The organism is Streptomyces millisiae (assembly GCF_031845425.1).
GTDB lineage: Bacteria > Actinomycetota > Actinomycetes > Streptomycetales > Streptomycetaceae > Streptomyces > Streptomyces millisiae.
In genome coordinates this window covers 1-468 of sequence record NZ_JAVREM010000260.1, presented here as the reverse complement: position 1 = coordinate 468, position 468 = coordinate 1, and the positions used below count along the sequence as shown (strand labels likewise).

Annotated in this window: 1 pseudogene; it reads right to left on the bottom strand. The window is 66.0% G+C overall.

Features of this window, described 5'->3' with window-relative positions:
* A pseudogene (gene manB, locus RNC47_RS36560) lies at positions 1–461 on the bottom strand (phosphomannomutase/phosphoglucomutase); the annotation flags it as partial.
* Positions 462–468: the final 7 nt, after the last annotated feature.

The window sequence follows — 468 nt, the reverse complement described above, 5'->3', positions numbered from 1 at the left end:
CGGTCGGAGAGGGCTCCGGCCGGGCCGTCATAGGTGGGCACCCCCGCGATCACCTCGTCGGAGATGACCGACAGTCCGGTGTCCTTGCCCACGGGCTTGGCCCCGGCGCGGCACAGTTTGATCCCGTTGTAGGCGGCGGGGTTGTGGCTCGCGGTGAACATCGCCCCGGGACAATCCAACAGGCCCGAAGCGAAATACAGCTGATCGGTGGAGGCCAGGCCGATGCGGACCACATCCAGGCCCTGGGCGGTGACACCATCGGCGAATGCCGATGCCAGCGTTGGCGAACTCGCCCGCATGTCGTAGCCGATCGCCACCTGCACGGCGCCTTCGCCACGGACCAGACGAGCGAATGCGCCGCCGACCTCGGTCACGAATGCCTCGTCGATCTGACTGCCGACCAGACCTCTGACGTCATAGGCCTTGATGACATCGTGAACAGCCGCCGCTGGCCTAGACATATAGCTC